We start from the raw sequence: 22,141 nt of genomic DNA on the forward strand, positions 1-22,141 counted from the left end.
CGTCGCTCGCGGTATCCGTCGCTGGTCTGCCAGATTTTTTACTGCGCGCCGCTCGCCTCGCTCACGGCTTTCTGGGGTTGCATTTGCGGCTGCTTTTGCGACTGTGCCGGCAGCCGCCACTGGCCGCGCTTTTCGAGCCCTGCGACGAACTTCACGCGTTCTTCGGGCGTGAGCGTGGCCGCGAAATCGACCACGCCGCTTTCGATTTGCGCGCGCAACGCGCTGTCTGCGGTGCGCGTGCGCGTGAGCGCGGCGTCGATGGCGTTGCGGTCGAGTTGCGGCGCGGCGAGCAGGTCGAGCACCTCGCGCCTTCCGTCGCGTCCGTCGCGCGCGTACTGGCGGCCTTCGCGGCGCGAGGACTTGAGCGCCTGGGCGAACTGCTGCTGGCGGGCCGGCGAAAGCTCTTCGGTGGCGAAGCGCAACGCCACGCGTTGCGTCGCTTGCGCCTGCGGCTCGCCGCGTACGGCGAACCAGCGCCACGCACCGCCCGCAATTCCGCCGAGCAGAAAAACGTTCAGGAGGACCGAGCCGACGAGCAGCGTTTTCCATGAGCAGCCGTTCATTCGTCACTCCCTTCGGCGCCGGGGTTGAGGTTCGCTTCGCTCCAGTCCGAACCCGTCCCCCCGAAGCTCGTGCTGAGATACGTCTCGTGCGGGGCGGCGGGCGCCGCGCCGCCGAGCACGACGAGCGATATCGTCAGCGCGCCCGCGAGTGCGCCCGCGAGGCCCACGCCCGCGAATGCCGCGCCGGACCACCAGAAGCTGCGGCGCTTCACGGCCGCAACGGGCTTCACCGGTGCGCCCGCGACGATCTGCTCGAAGAGCGCGCGTCCCGGCGGCGCGACCATGTCGCGGGCGAGCCAGCTGTCGAGCGCCATGGCTTCGTCGAGCGCCGCGTTGGCTTCGGCGCGGTGCGCGCGCGCCCATTCGAGCGCGTCTTCGCGCTCGTGCTGCGGCCAGCGTTGCGGGTCGGCGCCATAGGCCGCGACGAGCGTGTGGAATCGTTCGGGTGTCATACGGAGTCCTTACCGGCAGCTTCGCCGGCCAGTTGTGCGCGCAGGGTGCGCCGGGCGCGCGCCAGCAGGCTTTCGAGCGCGTCCACCGAAATATCCATCAGGCTGGCTGCTTCGAGGTTCGAAAGCTCCTGATAGTAAGTGAGCACGAGCGCTTCGCGCTGGCGCACGGGCAGCGCCGCGAGTGCGGCCCGCACGCGTTCGTCGCGCGTGCGTGCTTCGATCTGCTGGTCGGGCGAGCCTGCGGGATCGGGTGCGGGCGCGCTCACGGCGTGCACGTCTTCCACGGTTTCTTCGCGCCGTCCACGCAAGCGGTCGTAGCACAGGTTGAGCGCCACGCGATGCAGCCACGTGTCGAATTTCGCTTCGCCCGTGCGCCAGGTGGGCGCCTGTTTCCAGATCCGCACGAACGCTTCCTGAGCGACGTCTTCGGCTTCGCTGTGGTCGCCGAGCATGCGTGTGGCGAGTGCGATGAGGCGCGGCAGCTTGCTCGCGACGAGCGCGCGCACGGCAAGCGGATCACGCGCGCCGACACGCGCAACGAGTTCCGCGTCCGGATCGCGTTCGTTCAAGGCCTTCCCGGCCTTGTCGGTCTGCAACGATGGAACCGCAGGCGAACCCGCTGCCGCGCCGTCATAGTCGTTTCCCAGTTTGAAGTCGGGCACTCAGGCCTGATGCCGCTCGAGCGGCATTATGCCCAGTGGCCCGGGATCCATCGCCAGTTCGGGCCGTCCTCGACCCAGTGCCCCGGCACCCAGTTGTACCCCGAGCGGGCTTCTTCCCAGTGGCCCGGTTCCCAGACGTACACGCCCCGGTCCCAGCGCCAGTGGCCGGACTGCCACACGTAACCCTGGCGCGGCGGGGGAGCCGCTTCTTCCCGCGGCGGAGGCGGCGGCGACGTCGGCGCGACCATCACGGGCTGCTGCGGCGGCTCATTTGGCTCGACGACCATGGGCTGCCGTGGCGCCTCATTCGGCTCGACGACCACGGGCTGTGCGAGCGCGGCCGTTGCGGTGGAGGCGAGCAGAGCGGCGGCAAGTGACGAACGCAGCGGTTTGCGGGTCATGATTTCTCTCCCTTGATGCAGAGGGGTCAACAGCCCCTATAAGGACTTAAACGGCGCCGCGGGGAAAACCCGTCGCGGACCATTTATTCACCATGCAATTTTCGCGCTCAGCGTCGAAATTACCGGTCTCGAAAGGGGTTGCTTGACAACTGCAATTTCCGAACCCGAAAGACTTACGTTAAGGGTTTCTACCTAATATGAATCGCCACAAAATTGTTAAATTTCTGTCTTAGAATGGACACTCGAGATCGACTGCGGCAATGCAGCATTAGCTTTCAAAACATAGGAATACAGCCGCAAGTCAGGCCATCGGGGTTGGCGCTTTAATTAGTAAGACTAACCAAGGAGTATGAGCTGATGTCCATTTCCGCACCCGAACAATTCCGCGCGAACTACCAGGCTGGCGTCGCAGCGTTCTTTGCGCTCACGAAGCCCGTTGTCGAGGGCGTGCAGGCCGTGATCGATCTCAACGTCCAGGCCAGCAAGGCTGCCATCGCAGAAAGCGAAGCGACGCTCAAGGGCGCCCTCGAAAGCGGCAATCCCGCCGAGTTCCTGACGCAGCAGATTGGTGCGTCGCAGCAAGCCGCCGCCAAGGCCATGTCGTACGGCCGCCATCTCGTCGACATCGCGACGACGACCCAAAACGAGTTGATTCAAGCTGCCCAGGCGCAATCGGGCGAAAACGAGCAGCGTTTCAAGGCCTTCTCCGAAGGCCTGACGCAAAACGCGCCCGCGGGCGTGGAGCCGTTCGTCGCGGCCATGAACTCGACCTTCGCCGCAGTCAACAACGCCGCCGAAACGCTGCGCGGCGTGACCCGCCAGGCCATCGAAACGGCCCAGAGCGGTTTCCAGCACGTCGTGGCTTCCGCCCAGGAAGCCGCGCCGGTCGCGGTCCAGCCGGCTGCCGCCAAGGCCAGCCCGGCCAAGGCCTGATTCGCGTTCCTGCCCGCCGGTAATACGCCAGTACGTGTCAACACGCGTCTTCGTCGTGAATGTGAACGACGGGGGCGCGGCGTTTGCCGGCTCAGTTTTCCAGACATCGATTTTTTAGCGCATCTGCAGAGCAGGAGCTCAACATGACTGACATTGTGATCGTTTCGGCCGCACGTACGGCAGTAGGCAAATTCGGCGGCTCGCTCGCGAAGGTGGCGGCGCCCGACCTGGGCGCGATCGTCATCAAGGCCGCGCTCGAGCGCGCGGGTGTGAAGCCCGAGCAGGTGAGCGACGTGATCATGGGTCAGGTGCTCACGGCCGGTTCGGGCCAGAACGTGGCGCGCCAGGCATCGATCAAGGCGGGCCTGCCCGCGGCCGTGCCCGCCATGACGATCAACAAGGTGTGCGGCTCGGGCCTGAAGGCGGTGATGCTCGCGGCCAACGCGATCATCGCGGGCGATTCGGACATCGTCGTGGCCGGCGGCCAGGAGAACATGAGCGCCGCGCCGCACGTGCTGCCGGGCTCGCGCGACGGCTTCCGCATGGGCGATGCGAAGCTCATCGACAGCATGATCGTCGACGGCCTGTGGGACGTGTACAACCAGTACCACATGGGCGTGACGGCGGAAAACGTCGCGAAGGAATACGGCATCACGCGCGAAGAACAGGACGCGTTTGCGGCGCTGTCGCAGAACAAGGCGGAAGCCGCGCAGAAGGCCGGCCGCTTCGACGCGGAAATCGTGCCGGTGGCGATTCCGCAGCGCAAGGGCGAGCCGCTGCAGTTCGCCACCGACGAGTTCGTGCGCCACGGCGTGACGGCCGAATCGCTCGCGGGCCTGAAGCCGGCGTTCAACAAGGAAGGCACGGTGACGGCGGCGAACGCGTCGGGCATCAACGACGGCGCAGCGGCGGTCGTGGTGATGTCGGCGAAGAAGGCCGAGGCGCTGGGCCTCACGCCGCTCGCGCGCATCAAGGCGTACGCCAGCGGCGGCGTCGATCCGAAGGTGATGGGCATGGGCCCGGTGCCGGCGTCGAAGCGTGCGCTGGAGCGCGCGGGCTGGTCGGTGAACGACCTCGATCTCATGGAGATCAACGAGGCGTTCGCGGCGCAGGCGCTGGCCGTGAACAAGCAGATGGGCTGGGACACGTCGAAGATCAACGTGAACGGCGGGGCGATTGCGATCGGTCACCCGATCGGCGCGTCGGGCTGCCGGATTCTCGTGACGCTGCTGCACGAAATGCAGCGCCGCGATGCGAAGCGGGGTCTCGCCTCGCTGTGCATCGGCGGCGGCATGGGCGTGGCGCTCGCGCTCGAGCGCGCTTGATTCAGCTTGATCCCGCTATTAAGGCAGTAAGCAGAGCAGTATGGAGGTATCAGGCGGTTCGTCGCGCGAAAAGCAGCGGCGATCCGCCTGTAGCAGCAACCACGCGCAATACTAGAAATTGATCAGAAGCCGCGCGGCATTCGCCTGTCTTTTTCCTGGGTGGAAGGATGAAGCCGGGCAACAGTGTATGTGGCGCCTGCACGCGTAGCGCGTAACGCCACGGTTTTAGTGACGCTCAACTCTCGCGGATATATAGGATGACTAATCGTATTGCATTGGTGACTGGTGGTATGGGCGGCCTTGGCGAGGCCATCAGCGTGAAACTGCATGACGCGGGTTATCGCGTTGTGGTGACGCACTCGCCCGATAACGCAGGCGCGAAGGACTGGCTGGCGCGCATGAAGGAGACCGACCGCGAATTCCACGCCTACGGCATGGACGTGGCCGACTACGATTCGTGCCAGCGCGGCGCGCAGAAGATCCAGAGCGAGATCGGCCCTGTCGATATTCTCGTGAACAACGCGGGCATCACGCGCGACATGACGTTCCGCAAGCTCGACAAGGTCAATTGGGACGCCGTGCTGCGCACGAATCTCGACTCGATCTTCAATATCTCGAAGCCGCTGTGCGACAGCATGGTCGAGCGCGCGTGGGGCCGCATCATCAACATTTCGTCGGTGAACGGCTCGAAGGGTTCGGTCGGCCAGACCAATTACGCAGCGGCGAAGGCCGGCATGCACGGCTTCACGAAGTCGCTCGCGCTGGAAGTGGCTCGCAAGGGCGTGACCGTAAACACCATTTCGCCGGGCTATCTCGCCACGAAAATGGTGACCGCCATTCCTCAGGACATTCTCGACTCGAAGATCCTGCCGCAAATCCCGATGGGCCGCCTCGGTAATCCGGGTGAAGTCGCTGCGCTTGTGCTGTTCCTGTGTTCGGACGAAGCGGGCTTCGTGACGGGCGCAAATATTCCTATCAACGGCGGCCAGCATATGCAATAAAGCTATGCTAAACATGTATCTCGCATGAATGATGTCAGGCGAATTTCGCCTGGGCGATGCGAGGTGCATGTGGCAGCGGTAATCCATACCGACCGCCGCATTGCAGGGCACGTGTAAAGCGTGCCCTGCAATGCGGCGGTTTTGCATGGTGCCGCCGGGATTGCGGGGCACGAACGCGGTCAAGCGTGCCGCTATAATTGGCCACCCCACGCGTGACCGGAGACCGGCCTTTGTCGAGCATTGCGAAACTGCTGTCCATCCTCGAACTCTTCTCCGAGGCGCGGCCTTTTCTTTCCGCCGAACAGGTGGCGGCCGAACTGCAATGCTCAGTGCCGACCGCTTACCGCTATCTGCGCGAACTCGTCGAGACGGGCATGCTGCTGCGCTTCGTGGGCGGCGAATATGGCCTCGGTCCGCGCATCATCACGCTCGACTACCATCTGCGCATTTCCGATCCGCTGTTGAAAGCGGGGCAGCCGGTCATGCGCGAGCTGGCGGAGCAATCGGGCTTCGACGCCGTCATGTCGCGCTGGTACGGCAATGAACTCGTCGATACGCATCGCGAATCGCACGACGCCGTATTCGACCTGCGCTATGGACGCGGCCGTCCGCGTCCGCTCTTTCTTGGCGCCGCGCCCAAGGCGATCCTTTCGACGTTTCGGAAGGCGAAACTCGCCGCGCTGTTCGAGCAGTACCCCGAAGACATCGCGGCCAGCGGACTCGGCGGCTCGCTCGAAGAATTCCGCGCGAGCCTGCTCAAGATCCGCCGCGCGGGCTTCTATCTCTCGAAGGGCGAACTCGAAGCGGGCATGTCCGCCGTCGCTTCGCCGCTGTTCACCGACGCATCGGGCGAAGCCGTGGCCGCGCTCGCGCTCGTCGTGCCCGAGCAGCGCCTCGCGTTCTTCAACCTCGAGCGCGTGGTCGAGGCGGTGAAGGAAGCCGCCGCGCGCATTTCCACGCGCGTGCGTGCATTGATCGAGTCATAAAACGGCGCGGCGTCACGCTACGCCCATCCGCGCCGCCATCTCCCTCTCCCACACCGCGCGTGGCCGGAAGCCCGGCAACGTGCTCGCATGGCGCTCGACCTCGGCCAGCAACGCGTCGTCGGGCAGCGTGAAGTCCACGGCGACACGCATGGGCTGATCCACGTACCACGGCGTGTCGATGAAGATCTCCAGCCGGTTGCCCTCCGGGTCGCGCGCGTAGAAAGAGATCGCATTGCCGTGCGTGACCGGCACGATCTCCTCCATCCCTTCCTCCACGAAGCGCCGGTGAAAGTGCTTGAGCGTGGCGAGGCTGTCCGCCTCCAGTGAAATCTGGTTGATCGGATTGAACGGCAACTGCTCGGGTCTGCCGCTCGCCAGCACGATCTGGTGATGCACGCGGGGATCGCGGCTGAGAAAGACGAGGCTGACCGTGCCACGCGGCGAGGGCAGCGTGCCGCGGTCCGTCACCGTGAATTCGAGCACCCGCGTATAGAAGTCTTCGACCTTCGCCATGTCGTTCACGAAAAAGCCCATATGGCTGAGCGTGAGGCCGGTGCGCTTCGTGGCTGTTTCGGTGTTCGGCAGAGTCATGCTGTCTCCAGTGGTAGTGATAAACCCTGATAAAAATCAAGTTGTGTAGCGCGTTTTTCGTAGTGTATTCTCAAAATACGATAAACGCACCAACAAATGCGCGTCTCTATATCAAGGAAACCCCACTCTTTATCATCGGAGCATCATGAAACTCGCCAGCTTTTCCACCCATGAAGGTTCGTCGTTCGGCGTCGTGCGCGACGGCGCGGTGTTCGACCTCAAGAAGCGCCTGGACGGCCGCTATGCCGACCTCAAGTCGCTGATCGCAGCCGGCGCGTTCGCCGAAGCGGAACGTGCCGCGAGCGAAGGCAAGGGCGACTATCCGCTTGCCGAAGTCACGCTCGAGCCCGTTATTGCGAATCCGCAGCAGATCTTCTGCGTGGGCCTGAACTACGCGGAGCACGTGAAGGAGACCAATCGCGAGACCACCGAGCAGCCCGTGATCTTCATGCGCCTGCCGGCTTCGCAAGTGGGCGCGGGCGAACCGATGCTGCGTCCGCGCGAGTCCACGCAGTTCGACTATGAAGGCGAGATCGCCGTGATCATCGGCGAGGGCGGGCGGCGCATCGTCGAGGCCGACGCATGGCGTCATATCGCGGGCTACAGCTGCTACAACGACGGCTCGGTGCGCGACTGGCAGCGCCACACGGGCCAATGGGGACCGGGCAAGAACTTCTATCGCACGGGCGCGTTCGGCCCGTGGATGGTCACGAGCGACGAGATCGAGCCGAACGCGCTGATGACGCTCGTCACGCGTCTGAACGGCCAGGAAGTGCAGCGCGCGACCACGGAGATGCTGATTCACGGCATTGCGAAGCAGATCGCGTATCTCTCCACTTTCACGCCGCTGTTCCCCGGCGACGTGATCGTGACCGGCACGCCCGGTGGCGTGGGCGCGAAGCGCAATCCGCCGCTCTTTATGAAGCATGGCGACGTGGTGGAAGTCGAAGTGGATCGCATCGGCACGCTCAGGAATTCCGTCGCGGACGAAGCGTAAGCCGCAGGACGCCGCCCGCACGCTGCAGGCGGCGCAGTCATCCACGCAGTTTTCACGCAGTTAGCCATGGATCAGGTGAATGGGATGAAGGATGTCGTAGACAGTTCGGTATGCAAATCAAATCCGGAGCCCGACTATGACGTCGCGATCGTCGGCTTCGGGCCGACGGGCGCGACGCTCGCCAATCTGCTCACGCTGCGCGGCCTGAAAGTGGTGGTGTTCGAGCGCGACAAGGACGTATTCCAGCTCCCGCGCGCGGTGCACTTCGACGGCGAATGCATGCGCGTGTTTCAGGCTGCCGGGATCGCGCAGACGCTGCTGCCCAATCTCTTCGTCGGCCCCGGCATGAAGTTCGTGAATGCGCGCGGCGAGCTGATGATCGACTGGACCCGGCCCGGCGGCATCGGCCCGCAAGGCTGGTGCGCGAGCTACAAGTTTCATCAGCCGGATCTCGAACGGGCGTTGCGCGCGCAGCTATGCTCGCGCGGCGGCGCCGACGTGCACTTGCGTCATGAGGTGTTCGCGCTCGACGAACGCGACGACCACGTGCGCATCCGCTTCGAGGATACGGCGCAAGGGCGCCTCGCCCATACCACGGCGCGCTACGTAGTGGGGTGCGACGGCGCGCGCTCGACGGTGCGCCGCTTCATCGGCACCGAGCTGGCCGATCTGAAATCGCACGAACGCTGGGTCGTGGTGGACGTGCTGCTGGAGGGCGAGCGCGCCGATCTCGGCGACTACTCGATCCAGTACTGCGACCCCGCGCGGCCGACCACATACACGCGCGGACCGCACAACCGCCGCCGCTGGGAAATCATGGTGATGCCGGGCGACGACGAGCGCCGCATCGGCACGCCGGAATGGATCTGGGAGCGGCTCGCACGATGGATCACGCCGGAGCACGCGCAACTCGAACGCTCGGCGATCTACACGTTCCATTCGGTGATCGCGCAGGGCTGGCGGCGCGGCAGGCTGCTGATCGCGGGCGACGCCGCGCACCAGACGCCGCCGTTCATGGGGCAGGGCATGGCCGCGGGCATACGCGACGCCTCGAACCTCGCATGGAAGCTCGCCGACGTGATCCACGGCGCGCTGCCCGACGCGCTGCTCGACACCTACGAGAGCGAGCGCGAGCCGCACGTGCGCACGTTCATCGAAACGGCGGTGCAGCTAGGCGGCGTGATCCAGGCCACCGACAGCGACGCCGTCGCCGCGCGCGACCGCGAGATGACGGCCGCGATTCGCGAGTTCCGCACGCCCCAGCCGCGCTTGGGCCCGGGCTGGCACGCCGGTGCGGCGGGCGGCGATATCGGGCCGCAACCCGTGTTCGACGACGGCTCGCGCCTCGACGACGCCGTCGGTTATCGCTTCGCCCTGATCGTCGACGAAGCGCTGGCGCAACCCGCGCAGGACGCGCTGACGACCGCAGCGCAAGGCGCGCGCGTGGCGATCGTGCCGGCCACACGGGAGCCGCTGCGCGCCTGGCTTGCGGAAACCGGCGCGCGCGCCGTGCTGCTGCGGCCCGACCGCTACGTCGGCGGCGTGGCGCACGACGCGCTTGAACTGGAAGCACTGCTCGCACGCGCAGGCGTTGCGTGCGCGCTGCAGCGACGCGAGGCCGCTTGACCCAACGCCCGGGCAGTTCGCGATGAAACGCGGCCGCGCGGGCCGATGCTTTTGAAGAAGTGGCGCAGGACGAAGATCCGCTAGCAGCAACCCCAAGCGCCGCCAGGTCCATCAACAAGGAGAGCATATGGAGACGACACCCTCACTGCCAGCGTCGCACGCCGCGGCGCCTGGCCTGACCCGCGCCCAGTGGAAGATGATCCTCATTGCGAGTCTGGGCGGCTCGCTGGAGTTCTATGATTTCGTGATTTACGGTTTCTTCGCGCATTCGATCGCCGCGCAATTCTTTCCGGCGAGCGACCCGCTCGTGAGCATGCTGCTCACATTTTCGGTGCTCGCCATCGGCTATATCATCCGGCCGCTCGGCGGCATCGTGCTCAGCAGCCTGGGCGACCGCATCGGGCGGCGCCCCGTGTTCATGGGCTCGATCGTCGTCGTGACACTCGCAACAATCTGCATCGGCCTGTTGCCCAATTACGCGCGCTGGGGCATTGCGGCGCCCATCGCGTTGATCGGCCTGCGCGTGCTGCAAGGCTTCTGCGTGGGCGGCGAGATGCCCGGCGCGATCACCTACGCGGTGGAGGCGGCGCCGCGACGCGCGGGCCTCGCGGCCGGCGTGATCGTCTGCGCGATCAATACGGGCGTGATGCTCGCGACGATCGTCAATCTCGTCGTGCAGTCCGCGCTCAGACCCGCCGACGCCGCGAGCTACGGCTGGCGTATCGCGTTCCTCGTGGGCGGCCTGTGCGGGATCGTTTCTTATCTGCTGCGCCGCAATCTCGACGAGTCGCCCGAATTCCGGCAAATGCAGGGCGCCGTGGTGAAGCAGCCGTTTCGCGAAACGCTGCGCCACCATCGCGGCGCGGTGGTGGGCGGCGCGCTGTCGATTGCGGTGATGGCGGGCTTCAACGGCGTGCTCTACGGCCACATGCCCGCGTATCTGATCGAGACGTTGAAATACGCGCCACGCGAGGCCGCGCTCGCCCAGAATGCGTACTTACTCGTGAGTTCGGTGGGGCTGCTCGCGGCGGCCTGGGCTGGCGACTTCGTGCCGCGCCGATACCTGCTGCGCGTGTCGTGCGTGCTGCTCGCCGCGCTCGCCTGGCCGTTCTATACCGCTCTCGCAGCGCACAGCGTGAACGTGGTCGTGCTGTTCGTGATCGCCGCGCTGGTGTTCTCGCTCGCCAGCGGCACGTGGGCCGCGGTCCTCGCCGACCTCTTTCCGGTGCAGGTGCGCTTTAGCGGCATCGCGCTCGCCTACAACGTTTCGGTGGTCGTGTTCAGCGGTTTTGCGCCGTTGCTCTGCGCGGCCTTCGTGCGCATGAGCGGGTCGCCGGCTGCGCCCGCGTGGTACGTGATCGGCTCGGCGCTGGTCGCGCTGGTGGCGAACCTCGGGCTGCACGCGTCGTCGCGCTCGCGGGTGGAGCGCCCGGCGGCAGCCGCGGGTTAGGCGTACGCGTGGCTCAAGGAAAGCCTGCCGGCATTTCGAACTCCGAATCGTCGACGTCGAGTTCAATCGAGCACGCGCCCTCCGTGGCGGGCGGCGTCTGCCTTGCCTCGAAGCGTTCGCGCACGCGCTCGCGAATGCGCTGCTGGATCATGCGCCGGCGCGCCGTGTCCATCGCGGCGTAGCGGTCGAGTTGCGCGCGAGAGAAGCGCAGCGTGGCGGCGCAGCGCGCGTCGAGCGTGGTGTCGCGGTGCGAGTCCACGACCCACGAAAGCTGGATGACGAACGTCTCGCCCTCGTCGATGAGGCTGACCGCCGGCCGCTTGGGCGAATCGAAAATAGTCGCGACAGCGATCTGGATTTCCTCCAGACGCTGGTCGAAATCGAAGGTGTTCATAGGGGCTCCCGTCTCGATGGCTGCTTCCCGGTGACCTCGCAGCGCGCATCGGGCGTTCCAGCCGTACCTGGGCACGCCCGATGCGCTAACTGGCAAGCGGCAGGCGAACGCGCGCATCGCGTAGCGCGAGGCGAATGGCACGACGCGTGCGCGCTCGCTCAGGAACTTCCACTCATCGAAGCCTGCAAGGAGAGAGCCATGTCCATGATCGTTGCAAGCCGCTTCACGACCCTGCACGAAGCGGAAGCGGCCGTCGACAAGCTGCATTCGAGCGGCTTCGTCGGCGAGGATGTCGCCTCGTTCTTCGTGAACCCGAGCGGCCAGCACGCGCGCTATCCGGTGGGCGGCGACGAGTTCGTCGACCCGGGCGCGCGCGACACGTCGCTCGGCGCGGCCACGGGAGCGGCGGCGGGCGCGGTGCTCGGCCTCGTGCTCGGCGTGCTGATCTCGTACGTCGTGTTTCACTCGCTGGTGGTGCTGGCGGTGGCCGCCGGCGTGGGCGCCTATGTGGGCACGCTCGCGGGCGCGCTATGGCAGACGAGGGGCGGCGGCAAGGGGCGCCAGCCCGACATCGGCCACGAGCCCGACGGCACGCCGAAGGCGCGCGAGTCCGGCGTGCTGGTGGCCGTGCACGTGAGCCCCGGCACGCAGCACACGGCCGCGCAGGTACTGGGCGCGGCGGGCGGCATGGAGATCGAGCGCGCCGACGGCCGCTGGCAGCAGGGCCATTGGGCCGACTTCGACCCGACCCGCAGCGTCGAGCCGCTGCGCGAATGAGCGGCGGCGCGTTGCGCAGACAAGGAGGCAACCATGAAGCATCACGAGACCCCGGACGACGACGGCACTAACGTCAAGCGTCCGCAGCATGAAAGCAGCGAGCCGCTCGCGCGGCGCCACCCGCACGAGCCGCGCTCGGTGGGCCGCCAGGGGCATAGCGACGTGGAAAGCGGGCAGGAGGACACGGACCGCTGGGGCGGCGATGAGTACCAGGAGCGCACGAAGAACGACGCCCACGTGAACCGCAATTCGCGCGAGGGGCGGCGCTGACTCATGCCATGCGCCCGCCCCTGAGTGCGGGGTATTACTTGGGCGAAACGTCGATGTCGCCGAAGTATTTGTGCGCGAGCGAGGTGACCGTGCCGTCGGACTCGATCTTCGCGATGGCCGCGTTCAGGCGCTCGCGCAAGGCCGTATCGCCCTTGCGGATGCCGAACGCCACGCCGCTGCCCAGAATCCTGTCGTCGCGCACGGCTTCGCCCACGAACGCGAAACCCTTGCCGTCAGGCTGCGAAAGAAAGCCCTTCTGGCCTGCGGGCGCGAGCACGAGCGTTGCATCGAGACGGCCCGCGCCGAGGTCCGCGTAAATCTGGTTCTGGTCCTGGTAGGGCACCACCGTCACGCCGGCCGGCTCCCAGTGCACCTTTGCGTAGGTTTCCTGAATCGACGACTGCAGCACGCCGACCCGTTTGCCCTTGAGCGACGTGGCGGTGGCCACGAGTCCGCTGTCACTGCGCGCGATCAGTCGGCTCGGCACACGATAGATCACCGTGGTGAAGTCGATGGCCTCGCGGCGCTTTTCGGTCGCGTTCATCGCCGAGTTGATGGCGTCGAACTTGCGGCCCTGCAGCGCGGGAATCAGGCCGTCGAACGAGGTTTCGACCCATTTGCAGGTCATGCCCGCCTTCGCGCACACGGCATTGCCGATGTCGATATCGAAGCCTTGCAGCGTGCCGTCCGAGGCTTTGGTTTCGAACGGCGGATACTGCGCCTCGACGCCGAAGCGCAACAGGTTCGCATCGGCGAATGCCGATGCCGGGCCGAGTACGCCGTACACGCATGCGAGCGCGAGGAGCGCGTTGAGTCGCTTCATGGTGATCTCCTTGCCTGCCAGTTCCAGGCAGTTTCGTTGTGTTTCGAATCCGGTGCGCTAGATCGCGCAAAGGCGGCGTGCGCCTTCGAGCAATGTTTCGTCATCCTTGGCGAAGCTCAGGCGGATGATGCCTTCGTCGGTGCCGTCGGTGTAGAACGCCGAGAGCGGAATCGTCGCCACGCGCGCATCGCGGATGAGCCGCAGCACGAAGTCGCTGTCGCGCTCGTCGGAGAAGGAGCGGAAGCGCGCGAGCATGAAAAAGCTGCCTTCGCTCGCCAGCAGTTCGAAGCGCGAGGCTGACAGCGCGCGCGCGAGCAGGTCGCGCTTGTGCTGGTAGAAGGCCGCGAGTCCCAGATAGCTCTGCGGCTCGGCAAGCGCCTGCGTGAACGCATACTGCATGGGCGTGTCGGCCGAAAAGACCATGAACTGGTGGACCTTGCGGATCTCGTCCATCAGCACGGCGGGGGCGAGGCAATAGCCCACCCGCCAGCCCGTGACGTGATACGACTTGCCGAACGACGATACGATCACGCTGCGCTCAGCCAGCTCGCGATAGCGCGCCATGCTCCGGTGCGGCGCGCCGTCGAACACCACGTGCTCGTACACCTCGTCGGAGAGAATCACGATGTCGGTGTTGCGCGTGAGCGCCGTGAGCCGCGCGATGTCGTCCTCGCCGAAGATCGTGGCCGTGGGATTGTGCGGCGTGTTCACGATGATCATGCGCGTGCGCGGCGTGATGGCCGCGCTCACGGCGTCCCAGTCGACGCGGAAATGCGGCTGCGCGAGCTTGATCGCCACGGGCTGCGCGCCCTGCAGGCGCACGATGGGCGCATAGCTGTCGAACGCGGGCTCGAAATAGATCACTTCGTCGCCGGGATGCACGAGCGCGCTGATCGTCGAGTACAGGCCCTCGCTCGCGCTCGCGAGCACGGTCACTTCCCTCGACGGATCGTAGTGGGCGCCATGGAGCGTTTCGAACTTCACAGCGAGCGCTTCGCGCAGGTCGGCCAGCCCCGCCATCGGCGCGTACTGGTTGTGGCCCGCGCGCATGGCGGCGGCCACATCGTCGACGAGTTTCGCGCTCGGGTCGAAATTCGGCGCGCCTTGCGAGAGGTTCAGCGCCTGATGCTCGGCGGCAAGCTGGCCGATTACCGTGAAAATCGTCGTGCCTACATCGGGCAGCTTCGAGCGGGCCTGCGCGGCGCTCTGCATGGTCGGTCTCCCTTCGGGCGGCGCGCGGCCGCATGGTGTGACAAATGCGAGGTTGCCGGAAGATCGGGCCTTGCGCGGAGCGCCCCATTACGCCGAAAGAGCGGCCCGCATGCAATCGATTAATTCTCATGGCCGCCATGCACGGCCCTCATGGCGCGCTACGGCGTCGAGCGGTCCCGGCCCATCCAGTCGCTGAACAGCTGCACCTTCTTCTGCTGGGCCACGCACTCGGGGTACACGAAATAGTAGCGCGAGCCCGTGGGCACGGCGAGGTCGAAGGGCATGACGAGGCGGCGGGTCTCGACATCCTCGCGCACGAGCGTGCGGTCGGTAATGGCGACGCCGAAGCCTTGCATGGCGGCCGTGGCCGCGAGATCGAGCGATTCGAAGGTGGGACCGAGATCGGCATCGACCTGTTTCGCGCCCGCCTGCGCGAGCCACAGGCGCCAGTCGGCGTGGTCGCGCGTGGGGTGCAGCAGGGTCTGATGCGCGAGGTCGTCGGGCTCGACGAGCGGGCGGCGCGACAGCACCTCGGGCGTGCAGACGGGCGTGAGGTATTCGTCGAAGAGCGGCACCGCATGCACGTCGGCGCCGGGCGACGAACCGTAGATGATCGCCGCGTCGAACGGCTCGGCCTGGAAGTCGACTTCGTGCCCCCAGGTGGTCGTGATCTGGATCTGCAGGTCGGGGTGCTCGTTCTGGAAGCGCATGATGCGCGGCAGCATCCAGCGCATCACGCAGGTCGGGACCTTGAGCGCAAGCTCGGTGCGCTGGCGCGTGAGGCGCTGCGAGGCTTCTTCGATACGCCCGAAGCCGTCGCGCACGGCCGGCAGCAGTTGCTCGCCTTCGGCGGTGAGCGTGAGACCTTTGGACGAGCGGCGAAAGAGCGGCAGGCCATAGTACTGCTCGAGCGCGAGGATCTGCCGGCTGACTGCGCCCTGTGTGAGGCAAAGGTGCTCGGCCGCGCGCGTAAAGCTGCCGTAGCGGGCGACCGTTTCGAAAATCTGCAGGGCGTTGAGCGGGGGAAGGCGTCTCATGGCGGTCGTTGGGCGGCCGGGCGAGTGCGCGCAGCCGGCGGGAATCGAGCCGCTATGATACGACGGCCGCCCGCTTCAATCGTCTGCGCCGCCTGTGCTTTGCTCCGTGCTCGCGGCGCGTGCCGCGTCTATCGTGGCGTGCGCGCCGAACAGGGCGCGTATGCCTGCCCCGGAGAGGAACATGGCCTCGGCGTTGTGGCCCGCACCCGGCACCTCGAACCACGTATGGCGCAACTGGGGATGCCGGGCGCCGAGGTAGGCGAAGTAGGCGCGGGCCCGCGCGAGCCGGTGCGGCCCCTGCGCGCTGGCCGCGCAGGAACGGTCGAGCGCCGGATGCACGGGGTCGCAATCGCGCTCGCCTGCCAGATAGACCACTTCTCTTTCAAGGTAGCGGCGCTCGAGCGTGGTGGCATCGTGCATGGCCGCCGCATAGCGCGGGAGCTTGCGCATGCCGTACTTCCAGTCGTCGACGTCGGGGCATGCGGTGCGATCCGCAGGCGCGAAGCCGCCATCCGGTTGCGGGCGCAACGAATCGAAATACACCCAGGAGGAGGGATTCGCGATCACGAAGCGCAGGGTCACGCCGCGCTGCGCGCATCGCTCGGGCGCGGCACTCAGGATCGCATAGCGATGCGCGACCTGGGCGCCGCCCGAATGCCCGGCGATCACGATTTCGCGCAGCGCCGGATAACGGGCGCGGTCGGCAAGCTGCGCGACGAGGGCATCGAGCGCGTCGAACGAACTCAAGGGCGCCGGACCGCGCGCATCGGCTCCGCCCATCCAGGCGGTCCATTCCCAGTGCAGCAGGTGCGCTGGCGCGCGGTGATGTTCGACATCGGCGCTGGCGAGGAACTGCGGCACCACGACGAGCGTGTCGTCGTCATGCGCGGAGGAGGCGGCGCGGGCGCGCAGCGTCGAGCGCAAATAGGCGTCGGCGTCGCGCAGGCGGCCGTGCAGCACCACGAGGGCACGCGTGGCGCGCTCGCTCTGGGTGCAGCCGCCCACGAACATCGGCACGCTGCCGCTGCCTTGCGCCGTGACGACGCGCAGCATCACCTCGCCGATCGCGCGCACCGGGTACTCGTTGCGCGGGCGTTGATCGCTCGCGCGGCTCACGTCGCTCACGATGGACGGCTCGCTCATTCCAGCTCCGACTCGGCCGGCCACGCATTGGGCTCGCGAAAGAGACGCCGGCCCGACACGCTCGCAAAGACCAGCACGAGCGACACGATGCCCGTGACGATGAGATACCACGCCGGCACGATGCGCGAACCGGTCACACCGATCAGCGTCGAGACCGTGAGCGGCGCCATGCCGCCGAACAGCGTGACGGCGATGTTGTACGAGAGCGCGACGCCCGTGGAGCGCGTGGACGTGGGGAACAGCTGCGTGAGCATGCCGGGGTGCGCGCCCGACATCAGGCTCAGCACGACGGTGGCGACCATCTGCGCGGCGAACACGCGCTCGGGCGTGGGCGCGGCGAGGACCCAGGCGAAGAGCGGCCAGGCGGCGCAGATCCACACGAGCGTCACGGGCAGGAACAGCCGGTACGCGCCGAAGCGGTCGGCGAGCTTGCCCGCGAGCGGATAGCCGACGATGCCGATGAGCCCCGACACCGCTGTGCCGAGCAGCGCGCTCTTGAGCGGTAGATGCAGCTGGCGCTCGACATAGAGCGGCATATACGAATGCCAGAGATAGTTGGTCGCCGCGCCCACGGCGATCACGCCGACCGCGCACAGCGCCGCGTCGCCGCGCTCGCGCAGGAACGTGCGCAAGGACTGGCGCGGCGCATGGCCGAGGCGCTCGCGCAACTGCACGAACTCCGGCGATTCGGCGACCTTGTGGCGGATATAGAAGCCCACCGGGCCGACCAGCGCGCCGAGCAGAAAGGGCACGCGCCAGCCCCATTCGACGAGCGCCGCCGGCGAGAGCCGCGTGGTGAGCAGGAGGCTGCACGCCGAAGACAGCAGCAGCGCGACGGCCTGGGACGTCATCTGGAAGCTGCCATAGAACATCTTGCGGCCGGGCGGCGCGTACTCGGTGAGCATCGAGGCGGCGGTGGCGAACTCGCCGCCCACCGACAGCCCTTGCAGGATGCGCGCAAGCAGCACGATGAGCGGCGCGGCGATGCCGATCGACGCATAGCCGGGCGTGACGCCCATGAGCAGCGTGCTCGCCGCCATCAGCACGATCAGCGCCGACAGGGTCTTGCGCCGCCCGTAGCGGTCGGCGAATGCGCCGATCACCACGCCGCCGAGCGGCCGCACGACGAAGCCGATCGCGAACGTGGCGAGCGTGAGCGTGATCGACAGAAAGCTGCTCTGCACGGGGAAGAACACGTGCGCGATGGTCTTCGCGAAGTAGCCGTAGATGAGGAAGTCGAACCACTCGAGCCCGTTGCCGATGACCGAGGCGAGCACGGCGCGGCGCACCTGCGAGGTGGTGAGGCGGGGCGCGTCGAGCGCCGCCGGGCCTGCTTCGAGAATGGATTGCATATGTCTCCGGAGGTCGTCGTTGGTGTTTTCCTCACAGACTAGGGAGTCGCGCGGCAAATGTAAAATACATATCGGATGGGGTTGCCATATCCAATGCCTATACCGATTACTTCTGCCGGAGTGTCCCGATGGAGCTACGTCACCTGCGCTACTTCCTCGCGGTTTGCGAAGAGCGCCAGTTCACGCGTGCGGCCGCGCGCCTGCACATGCAGCAACCGCCGCTCTCGCAGCAGATCCAGGAACTCGAGCAGGAACTGGGCTTTGCGCTGTTCACGCGGCAGCCGCGCGGCGTGGAGCTGACCGCGCCGGGCGAGGCGTTCGCTGCTTGCGCGCGCAACCTTCTGCGCACGCTCGAGCAGGGCGTGACACACGCGCGGCGGGTGGCCCTCGGGCAGGTGGGCAAGCTGCATGTGGCGCTCACGAGTTCGGCCGCGTTTCATCCGCTCGCGCCAGCCGTGATCCGCGCGTATCGCGACGCGCATCCCGACATCGCCATCGAGCTCAGCGAGATCAACGCGGCCGAGATCATCGAGATGATGATGAACGGGCAGGTCGATGTCGCGATCCTGCGCAAACCGATCGAGACGCCCGCCGAGCTGCGCTTCGAGCGCATCGCCCAGGAGCACATGCTGCTCGTGCTGCCGGCGGGCCACCGGCTGGCGGGGACGCGGGCGGTGTCGCTCAAGCGCCTCGCGGGCGAGCCGTTCATCTTCGTGCGGCGGCCCGGCGCCCCCGGCATGTACGCCGATTTCGTGCGCGCCTGCGAAGCCCAGGGCGTGCAGCTGCGCGTGGTCGACGAGGTGCCGCGCATGGTCACCGCGATCAATCTCGTGGCCGCGGGCGGCGGCGTGACGCTCGTGCCGGCTTCGATGCGGCGCTACCAGCAGGAGAGCGTGCGCTACTGCCGCGTGGCTGGGGACGAGGCGTTTCGCGCGCCGCTTCATCTCGTGACGAAGCCCGCCGTGCGCAATCCGGCGGTGGAGCGGTTCCGCGAAACCGTGTTCGCGTTTGCGGAGCGCTCGCGCGAAGGCCACTAAGGCTTTCAAATATTTTCGTTGCGCCCCTTTCGGATTGGGCCGACCTGCCGTTAACCCGTATGCCTCGATACGGGCGCCAGGCGCAATCACAAGAGCAAAACGAATAAACAGTGGCAACGAGAATCATCGAAGGAGCGGCAGTGCGGGCCGCCGCCGGGCGCGAGGCGCCCATTGCAGGGCGCCCGGCGACGGTGCGCCTGCTCATCAAGCTGCGCGAGCACAAGGCGCGGGTCGTGCTGCTGGCCGTCGCGGCGGGCTGTGTCGTCGCGTTCGCGTCATGGCTGGACGACCAGTTGCGTCCGGCGCTCGAAGCGCGCGAACGCAACGAACTGAGCGAGGAAGCGGCCGAGGAACTGCGCGCGGCCGTTGCGCCCTGCGTGCCCAGCGCGGGGCACAGCCATACCTCGTGGTGCGGCGCCGTGAGGATCGTGCCGCCACCGCCAGGACCCGTCATGCCGCTCCCGCTCATCGCGGGGGCGCCCGCGGCGTTCTGCACGGCCAACGGCAGCCCGTCCTGCTGATGGCATCGTGCGCGCCGACGGGACGACGTCACCCCCGCGCCTCGCCCGCCAACGCCTCACACGTCTCGAACAACAACGCGCGCGCCCACTGATGCCCTGGCGAGCGATGCGTGCGCTCGTGCCACGCGAGCGTCTTGGTGAACCCCGGTATCGCGAGCGGCGGCTCGATCACGGCGAGCCCCGCTGCGTCCTTCACGAGCCGTGACGGCACGACCGCAATCAGGTCGCTCGTCAGCAAGATATCGGGCAGCACGAGAAAGCTGTTCACCGACACCGTCACGCGACGCGTACGCCCCACGCGCGCCAGCGCCTCATCCGTGACGCCGCTCAGGCTCCCGCCCTCATACGACACCAGCGCATGATCGAGCGCGCAAAAGCGCTCCAGCGTGAGCCGCCGCTGGGCGGCGGGGTGATCCGCGCGCATCACGCACACGTAGCGCTCGTCGAACAGGCGCCGTGCATGCAGGTCGGCGGGCGTGGTCTCCGGTGTGATCAGGGCTAGATCGACGTCGCCGCTTTCCAGTTGTGCCTGCAGGCGCTCGTGCTGCACCGGCACGATGACGGCGCGCACGCCGGGCGCCGTTTCCCGCAGCCGCGCGAGATACGGCACGACGACGGCGCGTAACGCGTAGTCGGTCGAAGCGAGGGTGAGCGTCATCTCGGCCTCGGCCGGTGCGAAGGCCTGCGGCTGCAGCATCTGCTCGATCTCGCTCAAGACCTGCTTGAGCGGCGCGGCCAGTTGCAGCGCGCGTTCGGTCGGCACGATGCCACGTTGCGAGCGCACGAACAGCGGATCGCCGAAACTCTCACGCAGACGCGTCAACATCGCGCTCACGGCCGGCTGCGTGAGCGACAGACGCTGCGCGGCGCGCGTGACGTTGCGTTCGTCGAGCAGGGCGTCGAGCGCCCGCAAGAGGTTCAGATCGAGCATTCTGATATCAACATGATTTATGGCCGAAATAATGAGTCGCGATTGGATTTATTTCAGCATAGCCCGCATGATTTCTCGTGTCCACCGCACCGAAACCGACAGCATCGAAAGGTAACGAACATGAACGAGATTATCTGGCCCGAAGACTACTTGCCCGGCACGACCGATAACTTCTGTTCCAACGAAGTGATCGTGGCGGGCCTCTCCACTGCCGACGTCTGGCCGCTGCTCAACAACGCGACCGTGTGGCCGAGCTATTACAGCAATTCCGCCGATGTCGGCTTCCACGACGGCCTGGGCCCCGAGCTGAGCGCGGGCGCGCGTTTTCAGTTCAAGACCTTCGGCTTTCCGGTGCAGGCCAAAGTGACCGAGCACGTGCCGCCGGCCGCGGGCCAGCCCGCGCGCGTGGCGTGGCACGGCTGGGCCGAGGGCGACGCAGAAACGCGTCTGGACGTGATTCACGCCTGGCTCATCGAAGACCTTGCCGGCGGCCGCGTGCGCGTGCTCACGCAGGAATCGCAGACGGGCAAACCGGCTGTGACGCTGGCGAAAACGCGTCCGAATCCGATGATCAACGGGCACCAGGACTGGCTCGACGGCCTGATCGACGCCGCGCGCAAGGCGAAGGGAGCACGGCCATGAAGGCCGCCGTGGTGCGTGCGCCGGGCGGGCTCGACCGCATCGAGCTGTGCGAGATCGCCGAGCCCGGTGCGCCCGGCGCTGGCGAGATCCGCGTGGAGCTTCACGCCACCTCGCTCAATTTTCACGACCTGCTGATCGCCAATGGCGCGATCCCCACGGCGGATGGGCGCGTGCTGATGTCCGATGGCGCGGGCGTGGTGTCGGCGGTCGGCGCGGGCGTGACGGAATTCAAGCGCGGCGACCACGTGGTGTCGTGCTTCTTCCCGCAATGGGCGGACGGGTTGCCGTGGCAGGCCGTGGGCAACTTCGCGCAGACGCCCGGCGACGGCGCGGATGGCTTCGCGACCTTGCACGCCGTGCGGCCCGCGAGCGCCTTCACGCTCGCGCCACACGGCTGGAGCTACGCCGAGGCGGCGACGATTACGACGGCTGGACTCACCGCATGGCGCGCGCTGGTGGCCGACGGCGGCCTCAAGGCCGGCGACACCGTGCTGACGCTCGGCACCGGCGGCGTGTCGATCGCGGCGTTGCAGATCGCGCAGATGATGGGCGCTTCGGTCATCGTCACGTCATCGTCGGACGAGAAGCTGGCGCGTGCGAAAGCGCTGGGCGCCGGCCAGGTGGTGAACTACCGGCAACACGAAAAGTGGGGCGCGCTCGTGCGCGACATGACGGGCGGCAAGGGCGTGGATCACGTGATCGAAGTCGGCGGTCCGGGCACGCTCGCCCAGTCGATCGACGCGGTGCGTGTGGGCGGCCACATCGCGCTGATCGGCGTGTTGACCGGACGCGAAGGCACCGTGCCGACCTCCGCGCTGATGGCGAAGCAGGCGCGCCTGCAGGGCTTGATCGTGGGCAGCCGGCGCCAGCAGCAAGAGTACGTCGCGGCGCTCGACCAGGCTGGCATTCGCCCCGTGCTCGACCGGACGTTCGGGCTGGACGAACTGGCCGATGCGTTTCGTCATCAGCAGGCCGGGGCGCATTTCGGCAAGGTCTGCGCGGCCTGGTGAAGTCA

The 22,141-nt window shown here is 66.9% G+C and carries 25 protein-coding genes; 13 read left to right on the forward strand and 12 right to left on the reverse strand.

Features of this window, described 5'->3' with window-relative positions; genetic code table 11:
• Positions 1–38 precede the first annotated feature (38 nt).
• From AB4Y40_RS28210 to AB4Y40_RS28225, 4 genes are all read right to left on the reverse strand, one after another.
• On the reverse strand, positions 39–563 hold the full coding sequence (locus AB4Y40_RS28210) for a periplasmic heavy metal sensor (protein ID WP_368690641.1): 525 nt from the start codon (positions 561–563) through the stop codon (positions 39–41).
• Positions 560–1,015 carry a hypothetical protein gene (locus tag AB4Y40_RS28215; RefSeq protein ID WP_368690642.1) on the reverse strand — a complete coding sequence of 152 codons (456 nt, stop codon included), beginning with the start codon at positions 1,013–1,015 and terminating at the stop codon, positions 560–562. Before AB4Y40_RS28215 ends, AB4Y40_RS28210 begins: the two co-directional genes overlap by 4 nt.
• Positions 1,012–1,611, reverse strand: a complete 600-nt coding sequence (locus AB4Y40_RS28220) for an RNA polymerase sigma factor (protein ID WP_368690816.1) — start codon at positions 1,609–1,611, stop codon at positions 1,012–1,014. The genes AB4Y40_RS28215 and AB4Y40_RS28220 overlap by 4 nt, the downstream gene beginning before the upstream one ends.
• Before the next feature lie 92 nt (positions 1,612–1,703).
• Complete coding sequence (locus AB4Y40_RS28225; protein ID WP_176732864.1) at positions 1,704–1,964, reverse strand: YXWGXW repeat-containing protein; 261 nt, start codon at positions 1,962–1,964, stop codon at positions 1,704–1,706.
• 471 nt (positions 1,965–2,435) lie between these two features.
• Here AB4Y40_RS28225 and phaP point away from each other — a divergent pair, with 471 nt between their 5' ends.
• The 4 genes from phaP to AB4Y40_RS28245 all read left to right on the forward strand — a co-directional run bounded on the left by phaP (position 2,436) and on the right by AB4Y40_RS28245 (position 6,323).
• Complete coding sequence (phaP, locus tag AB4Y40_RS28230) at positions 2,436–3,011, forward strand: TIGR01841 family phasin (protein ID WP_368690643.1); 576 nt, start codon at positions 2,436–2,438, stop codon at positions 3,009–3,011.
• A 143-nt stretch (positions 3,012–3,154) separates the two neighbouring features.
• On the forward strand, positions 3,155–4,336 hold the full coding sequence (locus AB4Y40_RS28235; protein ID WP_342925516.1) for an acetyl-CoA C-acetyltransferase: 1,182 nt from the start codon (positions 3,155–3,157) through the stop codon (positions 4,334–4,336).
• A gap of 257 nt (positions 4,337–4,593) precedes the next feature.
• On the forward strand, positions 4,594–5,337 hold the full coding sequence (gene phbB / locus AB4Y40_RS28240; RefSeq protein WP_342924554.1) for an acetoacetyl-CoA reductase: 744 nt from the start codon (positions 4,594–4,596) through the stop codon (positions 5,335–5,337).
• A gap of 230 nt (positions 5,338–5,567) precedes the next feature.
• Positions 5,568–6,323, forward strand: a complete 756-nt coding sequence (locus tag AB4Y40_RS28245; protein ID WP_368690644.1) for an IclR family transcriptional regulator — start codon at positions 5,568–5,570, stop codon at positions 6,321–6,323.
• A gap of 12 nt (positions 6,324–6,335) precedes the next feature.
• Here the strand turns inward: AB4Y40_RS28245 and AB4Y40_RS28250 are convergent, their stop codons facing one another.
• Positions 6,336–6,914, reverse strand: a complete 579-nt coding sequence (locus AB4Y40_RS28250) for a VOC family protein (protein ID WP_368690645.1) — start codon at positions 6,912–6,914, stop codon at positions 6,336–6,338.
• A gap of 145 nt (positions 6,915–7,059) precedes the next feature.
• Between AB4Y40_RS28250 and AB4Y40_RS28255 the strand changes: the two genes are divergently transcribed.
• The 3 genes from AB4Y40_RS28255 (at position 7,060) to AB4Y40_RS28265 (ending at position 10,987) form a co-directional block, all read left to right on the forward strand.
• A complete protein-coding gene (locus AB4Y40_RS28255) occupies positions 7,060–7,911 on the forward strand; it encodes a fumarylacetoacetate hydrolase family protein (RefSeq protein ID WP_368690646.1) in 852 nt (283 codons plus the stop codon).
• Positions 7,912–7,995: 84 nt separating this feature from the next.
• The gene (locus tag AB4Y40_RS28260) at positions 7,996–9,537 is read left to right on the forward strand and encodes a bifunctional 3-(3-hydroxy-phenyl)propionate/3-hydroxycinnamic acid hydroxylase (RefSeq protein WP_368690647.1); all 1,542 of its coding nucleotides are present in this window, start codon (positions 7,996–7,998) and stop codon (positions 9,535–9,537) included.
• Between the two features lie 127 nt (positions 9,538–9,664).
• On the forward strand, positions 9,665–10,987 hold the full coding sequence (locus AB4Y40_RS28265; RefSeq protein ID WP_368690648.1) for an MFS transporter: 1,323 nt from the start codon (positions 9,665–9,667) through the stop codon (positions 10,985–10,987).
• Between the two features lie 13 nt (positions 10,988–11,000).
• Here AB4Y40_RS28265 and AB4Y40_RS28270 read toward each other — a convergent pair whose 3' ends face one another.
• Positions 11,001–11,381 carry a hypothetical protein gene (locus tag AB4Y40_RS28270; protein ID WP_368690649.1) on the reverse strand — a complete coding sequence of 127 codons (381 nt, stop codon included), beginning with the start codon at positions 11,379–11,381 and terminating at the stop codon, positions 11,001–11,003.
• A 198-nt stretch (positions 11,382–11,579) separates the two neighbouring features.
• On the opposite strand from AB4Y40_RS28270, the gene AB4Y40_RS28275 reads away from it, so the two are divergent.
• Positions 11,580–12,158 carry a hypothetical protein gene (locus AB4Y40_RS28275; RefSeq protein ID WP_368690650.1) on the forward strand — a complete coding sequence of 193 codons (579 nt, stop codon included), beginning with the start codon at positions 11,580–11,582 and terminating at the stop codon, positions 12,156–12,158.
• A gap of 33 nt (positions 12,159–12,191) precedes the next feature.
• The gene (locus AB4Y40_RS28280) at positions 12,192–12,428 is read left to right on the forward strand and encodes a hypothetical protein (RefSeq protein WP_368690651.1); all 237 of its coding nucleotides are present in this window, start codon (positions 12,192–12,194) and stop codon (positions 12,426–12,428) included.
• Between the two features lie 34 nt (positions 12,429–12,462).
• Here AB4Y40_RS28280 and AB4Y40_RS28285 read toward each other — a convergent pair whose 3' ends face one another.
• From AB4Y40_RS28285 to AB4Y40_RS28305, 5 genes are all read right to left on the reverse strand, one after another.
• Complete coding sequence (locus tag AB4Y40_RS28285; RefSeq protein ID WP_368690652.1) at positions 12,463–13,251, reverse strand: ABC transporter substrate-binding protein; 789 nt, start codon at positions 13,249–13,251, stop codon at positions 12,463–12,465.
• Positions 13,252–13,308: 57 nt separating this feature from the next.
• Positions 13,309–14,463, reverse strand: coding sequence for a methionine aminotransferase (locus tag AB4Y40_RS28290; protein ID WP_368690653.1), 1,155 nt, complete (start codon positions 14,461–14,463; stop codon positions 13,309–13,311).
• A gap of 158 nt (positions 14,464–14,621) precedes the next feature.
• Entirely contained in the window at positions 14,622–15,500 is an 879-nt protein-coding gene (locus AB4Y40_RS28295) for a LysR substrate-binding domain-containing protein (RefSeq protein ID WP_368690654.1), read from the reverse strand.
• A gap of 75 nt (positions 15,501–15,575) precedes the next feature.
• Complete coding sequence (locus tag AB4Y40_RS28300) at positions 15,576–16,643, reverse strand: hypothetical protein (RefSeq protein ID WP_368690655.1); 1,068 nt, start codon at positions 16,641–16,643, stop codon at positions 15,576–15,578.
• Entirely contained in the window at positions 16,640–17,995 is a 1,356-nt protein-coding gene (locus tag AB4Y40_RS28305; protein WP_368690656.1) for an MFS transporter, read from the reverse strand. Before AB4Y40_RS28305 ends, AB4Y40_RS28300 begins: the two co-directional genes overlap by 4 nt.
• Positions 17,996–18,123: 128 nt before the next feature.
• Here AB4Y40_RS28305 and AB4Y40_RS28310 point away from each other — a divergent pair, with 128 nt between their 5' ends.
• Both AB4Y40_RS28310 and AB4Y40_RS28315 read left to right on the forward strand, forming a co-directional pair.
• Positions 18,124–19,032 carry a LysR family transcriptional regulator gene (locus tag AB4Y40_RS28310; RefSeq protein ID WP_368690657.1) on the forward strand — a complete coding sequence of 303 codons (909 nt, stop codon included), beginning with the start codon at positions 18,124–18,126 and terminating at the stop codon, positions 19,030–19,032.
• A gap of 110 nt (positions 19,033–19,142) precedes the next feature.
• Positions 19,143–19,553, forward strand: a complete 411-nt coding sequence (locus tag AB4Y40_RS28315; RefSeq protein WP_368690658.1) for a hypothetical protein — start codon at positions 19,143–19,145, stop codon at positions 19,551–19,553.
• Positions 19,554–19,581: 28 nt separating this feature from the next.
• On the opposite strand, the gene AB4Y40_RS28320 is transcribed toward AB4Y40_RS28315, so the two are convergent.
• Positions 19,582–20,484 carry a LysR family transcriptional regulator gene (locus tag AB4Y40_RS28320; protein WP_368690659.1) on the reverse strand — a complete coding sequence of 301 codons (903 nt, stop codon included), beginning with the start codon at positions 20,482–20,484 and terminating at the stop codon, positions 19,582–19,584.
• A 120-nt stretch (positions 20,485–20,604) separates the two neighbouring features.
• Here AB4Y40_RS28320 and AB4Y40_RS28325 point away from each other — a divergent pair, with 120 nt between their 5' ends.
• Positions 20,605–21,126 (forward strand): SRPBCC domain-containing protein, encoded by a 522-nt coding sequence (locus AB4Y40_RS28325; protein ID WP_368690660.1) that lies wholly within the window; start codon positions 20,605–20,607, stop codon positions 21,124–21,126.
• Entirely contained in the window at positions 21,123–22,136 is a 1,014-nt protein-coding gene (locus AB4Y40_RS28330) for an NAD(P)-dependent alcohol dehydrogenase (RefSeq protein WP_368690661.1), read from the forward strand. Before AB4Y40_RS28325 ends, AB4Y40_RS28330 begins: the two co-directional genes overlap by 4 nt.
• Positions 22,137–22,141: the final 5 nt, after the last annotated feature.

The sequence above is a fragment of the Paraburkholderia sp. EG287B genome (assembly GCF_040965595.1).
In the GTDB taxonomy this organism is placed as follows: Bacteria; Pseudomonadota; Gammaproteobacteria; order Burkholderiales; family Burkholderiaceae; genus Paraburkholderia.

Coding starts and splice junctions, on each gene's coding strand:
- AB4Y40_RS28210 (WP_368690641.1), bottom strand. CDS start 563: ATGAACGGCTGCTCATGGAAAACGCTGCTCGTCGGCTCGGTCCTCCTG.
- AB4Y40_RS28215 (WP_368690642.1), bottom strand. CDS start 1,015: ATGACACCCGAACGATTCCACACGCTCGTCGCGGCCTATGGCGCCGAC.
- AB4Y40_RS28225 (WP_176732864.1), bottom strand. CDS start 1,964: ATGGTCGTCGAGCCAAATGAGCCGCCGCAGCAGCCCGTGATGGTCGCG.
- phaP (WP_368690643.1), top strand. CDS start 2,436: ATGTCCATTTCCGCACCCGAACAATTCCGCGCGAACTACCAGGCTGGC.
- AB4Y40_RS28235 (WP_342925516.1), top strand. CDS start 3,155: ATGACTGACATTGTGATCGTTTCGGCCGCACGTACGGCAGTAGGCAAA.
- phbB (WP_342924554.1), top strand. CDS start 4,594: ATGACTAATCGTATTGCATTGGTGACTGGTGGTATGGGCGGCCTTGGC.
- AB4Y40_RS28250 (WP_368690645.1), bottom strand. CDS start 6,914: ATGACTCTGCCGAACACCGAAACAGCCACGAAGCGCACCGGCCTCACG.
- AB4Y40_RS28255 (WP_368690646.1), top strand. CDS start 7,060: ATGAAACTCGCCAGCTTTTCCACCCATGAAGGTTCGTCGTTCGGCGTC.
- AB4Y40_RS28260 (WP_368690647.1), top strand. CDS start 7,996: ATGAAGGATGTCGTAGACAGTTCGGTATGCAAATCAAATCCGGAGCCC.
- AB4Y40_RS28265 (WP_368690648.1), top strand. CDS start 9,665: ATGGAGACGACACCCTCACTGCCAGCGTCGCACGCCGCGGCGCCTGGC.
- AB4Y40_RS28270 (WP_368690649.1), bottom strand. CDS start 11,381: ATGAACACCTTCGATTTCGACCAGCGTCTGGAGGAAATCCAGATCGCT.
- AB4Y40_RS28275 (WP_368690650.1), top strand. CDS start 11,580: ATGTCCATGATCGTTGCAAGCCGCTTCACGACCCTGCACGAAGCGGAA.
- AB4Y40_RS28280 (WP_368690651.1), top strand. CDS start 12,192: ATGAAGCATCACGAGACCCCGGACGACGACGGCACTAACGTCAAGCGT.
- AB4Y40_RS28285 (WP_368690652.1), bottom strand. CDS start 13,251: ATGAAGCGACTCAACGCGCTCCTCGCGCTCGCATGCGTGTACGGCGTA.
- AB4Y40_RS28290 (WP_368690653.1), bottom strand. CDS start 14,463: ATGCAGAGCGCCGCGCAGGCCCGCTCGAAGCTGCCCGATGTAGGCACG.
- AB4Y40_RS28295 (WP_368690654.1), bottom strand. CDS start 15,500: ATGAGACGCCTTCCCCCGCTCAACGCCCTGCAGATTTTCGAAACGGTC.
- AB4Y40_RS28300 (WP_368690655.1), bottom strand. CDS start 16,643: ATGAGCGAGCCGTCCATCGTGAGCGACGTGAGCCGCGCGAGCGATCAA.
- AB4Y40_RS28305 (WP_368690656.1), bottom strand. CDS start 17,995: ATGCAATCCATTCTCGAAGCAGGCCCGGCGGCGCTCGACGCGCCCCGC.
- AB4Y40_RS28310 (WP_368690657.1), top strand. CDS start 18,124: ATGGAGCTACGTCACCTGCGCTACTTCCTCGCGGTTTGCGAAGAGCGC.
- AB4Y40_RS28320 (WP_368690659.1), bottom strand. CDS start 20,484: ATGCTCGATCTGAACCTCTTGCGGGCGCTCGACGCCCTGCTCGACGAA.
- AB4Y40_RS28325 (WP_368690660.1), top strand. CDS start 20,605: ATGAACGAGATTATCTGGCCCGAAGACTACTTGCCCGGCACGACCGAT.
- AB4Y40_RS28330 (WP_368690661.1), top strand. CDS start 21,123: ATGAAGGCCGCCGTGGTGCGTGCGCCGGGCGGGCTCGACCGCATCGAG.